Here is a 6,003-nt window from a genome sequence, read left to right on the forward strand (position 1 = left end):
CTGCATGAGAGTGATTGTGTAGCGAGTTGATGAAAACAGAATTTGCCTGGCGGCCATAGCGCGGTGGTCCCACCTGATCCCATGCCGAACTCAGAAGTGAAACGCCGTAGCGCCGATGGTAGTGTGGGGTCTCCCCATGCGAGAGTAGGACACTGCCAGGCATCAAATCAAGCCGAGACCCCATGCCAAAAGCGTGGGGTTTTTGCTATGTGTGGAATATGAAAAGAGAAAGCCTTCTGCTATGCAGAGGGCTTTTTTACGTTTGTACTTAAAACAAAATACAATATTGAGTGTTATTTCATCAAAAAGGTTCTAATACGTAGGTATTTGGTAATGACTAACCCTTCAAGTATGGAAAAGGCCAGATGGCTTCATTACCGTATTAAACTTTTCGGCCATTTTTATAATCTCTGCCACAGAAAAAAAATGTTATTCACTTAGAATCATTATCTCAAAAATTGAAACGATGTTTTGATTATGAGGTTTAAATGAATGCTGGTCGCTATGCATATACGGCAATATTGGCTGCTATGTTCACTTGCACAACCATTCAGGCAAGTCCGGTGACATATCAAAAATCCGCAATTACCGAGAATAACCTACCGGTATTTTATCCACAGCTTAAAGAGCAAATGACTTATCAAAGCTCATGGTTGGCAGGGCAGTATACGGATTTTGCACAGTGGAAAAGTGATACCAGAAAAATCCTTCGTCAAGCATTACTGACTCCTGATTCAACAATGGCATTCTCGGCAGAAACAGCAGATCAGCAAGATCGTGGAAGTTATATTGCTGAAAAGATAGCCTTAAATATCACTGATGAAAGTCGCGTGCAGGGTTTGCTATTAACACCTAAAACTAAAGGGCCTCATCCGGCGATTGTTTTACTGCACGACCATGGGTCTAAGTTTGATATTGGCAAAGAAAAAATGATCCGTCCTTGGGGAGACAATGCGCAGCTTGCCTCTGCACAGGCATGGTCGGATAAATTCTTCAGTGGTAAATTTATTGGTGATGAATTAGCAAAGCGTGGTTATGTGGTGCTGTCCATTGATGCGATTGGCTGGGGTGATCGAGGGCCGATGAGTTATGAGCAGCAGCAAGCTTTAGCCAGTAACTTCTTTAATCTGGGGCGCTCTCTTGCTGGCACTATGGCTTATGAAGATATACGCACTGTTGATTTCTTGGCAACATTGCCATCAGTTGACCAGAAACGTATCGGTGCGCTGGGCTTTTCGATGGGAGCCTATCGGGCCTGGCAACTGGCTGCACTGTCGCATAAAGTGGCCGCAACTGCGGCCATATCTTGGTTTGGCAACTATCAAGGCTTGATGACTCCGGGCAATAATGTGCTCCGTGGGCAGTCAGCCTTTTATATGCTACACCCCGGTATTGCCAATAAGTTAGATTTTCCTGACATTGCCAGTTTAGCGGCACCCAAGCCGATGTTACTTTTCAATGGTGGAAAGGATAAGTTGTTTCCATCGGATGCGGTAGAGCAAGCATACAACAAGGTTCATGCTATTTGGCGGTCACAGAATGCCGACTCTCGGTTAGTGACACGCAGTTGGCCCACATTAGGCCATGTCTTTTATCAAGAGCAGCAAGATGTGGTTTTCCCATGGCTAGATCGTTGGTTGAAGCCATAAAAAAGGCCCCGAGGGGCCTTTTTCTCTGACGAAAATGCTTAGTGAGAACTGCTTTGCGAGATGCCCAATCCAGTTTGCGAGCGTACAAACTGTGCTTTAAAGCGTAGGCGCTCTTGCTGGCCCTCTTCCGAGTTATCTGTGATGGAGAAGAACCATATCCCAACGAAGGCCACTATCATGGAGAACAGTGCAGGGTATTCGTATGGATAGATTGGTTTTGCATGGCCCAAGATAGTCACCCAGATAGTTGGGCCTAAAATCATCAGGACAACGGCGGTTAATAACCCCAGCCAGCCTCCAATCATTGCGCCACGAGTCGTCAGTCTTGACCAATACATTGAGATGAAAATGATTGGGAAGTTACAACTGGCGGCGATGGAGAATGCCAACCCTACCATGAAAGCAATATTTTGTTTTTCAAACAAAATACCCAAGCCAATAGCTACGAAGCCTAAAACCACAACTGTAATTTTGGAGACTTTCAACTCATCACGTTCATGAGCTTTGCCTTTCTTAATCACGCTAGCATAAAGGTCATGAGAAACCGCAGATGCGCCAGCCAGCGTCAGACCCGCCACAACAGCAAGAATTGTTGCAAAGGCCACTGCTGAGATAAAGCCGAGGAAGAAACTGCCCCCAACGGCATCAGCCAAGTGAACTGCCGCCATATTGTTACCGCCGAGTAATGCGCCAGCAGCATCTTTAAAGGCCGGATTTGGGCCAACCAACAAGATCGCGCCAAACCCAATGATAAAGGTCAGTATATAGAAGTAACCAATAAAGCCAGTGGCATAGAACACACTTTTACGGGCTTCTTTAGCATCACTCACAGTGAAGAAGCGCATCAGAATATGTGGCAAGCCAGCGGTACCAAACATCAATGCTAAACCAAGAGATAGCGCGGATATTGGGTCAGATACCAATCCCCCAGGACTCATGATTGAGAGACCTTTAGGGTGAACTTTGACGGCTTCGCTGAATAAGGTGTTGAAGTTAAAGTTAACGGACTTCATTACCATGATGGCCATAAAGGATGCCCCGGCCAGCAACAGAACCGCTTTGATTATTTGTACCCATGTGGTGGCCAGCATGCCACCAAACAAGACGTACAGCACCATCAGAATACCAACCAAGACCACGGCAACGTGGTAATTCAGGCCGAATAACAGCTCAATCAATTTACCAGCACCAACCATTTGTGCAATCAGATACAAGGCCACAACGACTAATGAGCCACAAGCTGATAAGGTACGGATAGGTCTTTGTTTCAACCGGTAAGAGGCCACATCGGCAAAGGTATAGCGTCCTAGGTTGCGCAGGCGTTCAGCAATTAAGAATAAAATGATTGGCCACCCGATAAGGAACCCAATGGAATAAATTAAACCATCGTAACCTGAGGTATAGACCAACGCAGAAATACCGAGAAATGATGCCGCAGACATAAAGTCACCGGCAATTGCCAAACCATTTTGGAAACCCGTTATACGCCCGCCAGCGGTGTAATAGTCTTGTCGGGAGCGGGTGCGCTTGGATGCCCAATAAGTGATATATAGTGTTGCGCCAACAAACAAAACGAACATGACGATCGCCTGAATGTTTAGCGGTTGACGATGAACTTCGCCAGTAATTGCATCCGCCTGTGACAGCGCAGGCAGAGCCAGTAAGGATAGTACAGACCAATGACGAGTCTTCATTGCTTCACCTCACGAAGAATTTCTGCCGTCAGACGGTCAAACTCGCCATTAGCACGAATAACGTAAATACCGGTAAGAATAAAAGAAATAACAATTAGCCCCACACCAACGGGAATACCGCGAGTGATGCTGGAACCTGCATATAGCGGGGTACCGAGCCATTGTGGTTCGAAAGCAATAAGGAAAATGAAACCAACATATAACGCTAGGGTAATCAGCGACAAAAGCCAGGCAAAGCGACCACGCTTTTGCACCAACTCTTTAAAGCGCGGGTTATTTTCAATCTCTTGATAAATGCTGTCATTCATCAGAGTCTCTCCTTTGAGGCATTAATTAAGGTTGCCGCCCGAAGGCGGCACAATTTACGACGGTGCTTGCATTGATTGTTTTTCTTCCAGTAATTTGTCGACGACCCCCGGATCGGCGAGTGTTGAGGTATCCCCTAAGTTGCTGGTATCCCCTGCTGCGATTTTGCGCAGGATCCGGCGCATGATCTTCCCTGAACGGGTTTTGGGGAGTGAATCCGTCCAGTGCAGAATATCTGGTGTCGCTATTGGGCCAATTTCTTTACGTACCCAATTACGCACTTCGGTATACAGCTCTGGTGTTGGCTCTTCGCCATGATTCAATGTGATATAGGCATAAATTGCTTGCCCTTTAATATTGTGTGGCACGCCAACAACAGCAGCTTCAGCAATTTTGGGATGTGCGACTAAAGCAGATTCAATTTCAGCAGTTCCTAACCGGTGGCCTGAAACGTTCAGCACATCATCCACGCGGCCAGTTATCCAGTAGTAACCATCTTCGTCACGGCGTGCGCCATCACCGCTGAAATACATGCCCTTAAAGGTAGAAAAGTAGGTTTGCTCAAAACGATCATGGTCACCAAACAAGGTTCTAGCCTGGCCCGGCCATGAATCGGTGATGACAAGGTTACCTTCCGCGGCACCTTCTTGTGGGTTGCCCAAGTTATCGACCAATGCAGGTTGAACACCAAAGAATGGGCGAGTGGCAGAGCCAGCTTTTAGCTCAGTTGCGCCCGGTAGTGGTGTTATCATGAAACCCCCGGTTTCCGTCTGCCACCAAGTATCAACAATTGGGCACTGACTGTTACCGATTTTGTTGTAATACCACTCCCATGCTTCTGGGTTGATAGGCTCACCCACTGAACCCATGATGCGTAGTGATGTGCGCTTGGTCCCCTCGATGGCTTTGTCACCTTCAGCCATTAAGGCACGGATAGCCGTAGGAGCGGTGTACAAAATATTAACCTGATGTTTATCAATGACCTGACCGAGTCGATTGACCCCCGGATAGTTAGGGACGCCTTCAAACATCAATGTAATTGCGCCACAAGCCAGTGGGCCATATAGCAGATAACTGTGTCCGGTCACCCAGCCAACATCCGCGGTACACCAATAAATATCGCCGGGATGGTAGTCAAAAACGTATTTAAAGGTGAGTGCGGCATAGACCAGATATCCACCAGTTGTATGCAATACTCCTTTGGGCTTACCGGTGGATCCAGAGGTATAAAGGATGAACAATGGGTCTTCTGCATTCATTTCTTCTGCGGGGCAGTCTGCAGGAACATCCTTAATAAGGTCATGCCACCACAGGTCTCGCCCATCTTTCCAATAACTAGCATTACCAGTACGTTGGAATACGACAACATTTTTGATGCTAGTGATGGCAGGGTTTTTCAGTGCTTCATCGACATTTTTTTTCAGTGGAATTGCGCGACCAGCACGAATGCCTTCATCGGCAGTAATCACCAGTTTTGAGTTAGAGTCGATAATTCGGCCAGCCACTGCGTCAGGTGAGAAACCGCCAAAAATCACTGAGTGAACGGCACCAATACGTGCACATGCCAGCATTGCAACAGCCGCTTCGGGCACCATGGGCATATAAATAGCCACGACATCGCCTTTCTTGATACCTAGCTTTTTCAGCACATTGGCAAATTGGCATACGTCGTGGTGAAGTTGTTTGTAGGTGACCGTTTTAGACTGATTAGGGTCATCACCTTCCCAGATAATTGCAGTTTGATCACCGCGTTCCGCCAAATGACGATCAAGACAGTTAGCGGCGAGATTCAATGTGCCATCTTCAAACCAGCGGATACTCACATGACCGGGGTCGAAAGAGGTATTTTTCACTGTTTTATACGGCTTAATCCAATCAATAATCTTGCCATGTTCTCCCCAGAATTCATCAGGGCTCTGCACAGATTGTTGATAGTATTGATTATATTGTTCCGGGTTTATCAGGGCATGCTCTGCAATTGCAGTTGGAATAGGGTGTTTATGTATTTGGCTCATAATAGTTCTCCTTGAGATTGTTAATAATATGTCAATCAAAAGTTAATTATAGTGTGAGGGGTTGTTTTGTTTCTTTTTTGGGCGGCAGATCACGCATAAAAGATGTTGATTTAGTGACTTACTTAATGCGCTGCGTGGTGAATCGATATCTTAATGATAGGAGAGGCGCTATAGAGCCATGTAATAAAGGAAAGGAAATGTGCTCATCAGCTCATTTTCAGTATGAAAAGGGGATATTGGCTGACCTTTGCACTGAGAAACATTAACGTAGAGTGATTAATGCAATAAAATAAAAGTTGTTAACTAAAAAATGGTGTGTTTATTGACAACTGTAGTGAA

Annotated in this window: 4 protein-coding genes and 1 rRNA gene; 2 read left to right on the top strand and 3 right to left on the bottom strand. The window is 46.1% G+C overall.

Annotated elements, in window-relative coordinates:
- Nucleotides 1–45: 45 nt before the first annotated feature.
- Nucleotides 46–161, top strand: a 5S ribosomal RNA gene (gene rrf, locus HUZ92_RS20590).
- Nucleotides 162–488: 327 nt separating this feature from the next.
- Entirely contained in the window at nt 489–1,649 is a 1,161-nt protein-coding gene (locus HUZ92_RS20595; protein ID WP_145579423.1) for a dienelactone hydrolase family protein, read from the top strand.
- Between the two features lie 38 nt (nt 1,650–1,687).
- On the opposite strand, the gene actP is transcribed toward HUZ92_RS20595, so the two are convergent.
- From actP to acs, 3 genes are read right to left on the bottom strand one after another with little or no spacing between them, the layout of a single operon-like run.
- Nucleotides 1,688–3,343 carry a cation/acetate symporter ActP gene (actP, locus tag HUZ92_RS20600; RefSeq protein ID WP_050099627.1) on the bottom strand — a complete coding sequence of 552 codons (1,656 nt, stop codon included), beginning with the start codon at nt 3,341–3,343 and terminating at the stop codon, nt 1,688–1,690.
- Nucleotides 3,340–3,651, bottom strand: coding sequence for a DUF485 domain-containing protein (locus HUZ92_RS20605; RefSeq protein WP_050099628.1), 312 nt, complete (start codon nt 3,649–3,651; stop codon nt 3,340–3,342). Before HUZ92_RS20605 ends, actP begins: the two co-directional genes overlap by 4 nt.
- Before the next feature lie 54 nt (nt 3,652–3,705).
- Complete coding sequence (gene acs / locus HUZ92_RS20610) at nt 3,706–5,664, bottom strand: acetate--CoA ligase (protein ID WP_050099629.1); 1,959 nt, start codon at nt 5,662–5,664, stop codon at nt 3,706–3,708.
- Between the last annotated feature and the right edge of the window lie 339 nt (nt 5,665–6,003).

This window comes from Yersinia vastinensis, assembly GCF_902726565.1.
In the GTDB taxonomy this organism is placed as follows: Bacteria; Pseudomonadota; Gammaproteobacteria; order Enterobacterales; family Enterobacteriaceae; genus Yersinia; species Yersinia vastinensis.

Coding starts and splice junctions, on each gene's coding strand:
- HUZ92_RS20605 (WP_050099628.1), bottom strand. CDS start 3,651: ATGAATGACAGCATTTATCAAGAGATTGAAAATAACCCGCGCTTTAAA.
- HUZ92_RS20595 (WP_145579423.1), top strand. CDS start 489: ATGAATGCTGGTCGCTATGCATATACGGCAATATTGGCTGCTATGTTC.
- acs (WP_050099629.1), bottom strand. CDS start 5,664: ATGAGCCAAATACATAAACACCCTATTCCAACTGCAATTGCAGAGCAT.
- actP (WP_050099627.1), bottom strand. CDS start 3,343: ATGAAGACTCGTCATTGGTCTGTACTATCCTTACTGGCTCTGCCTGCG.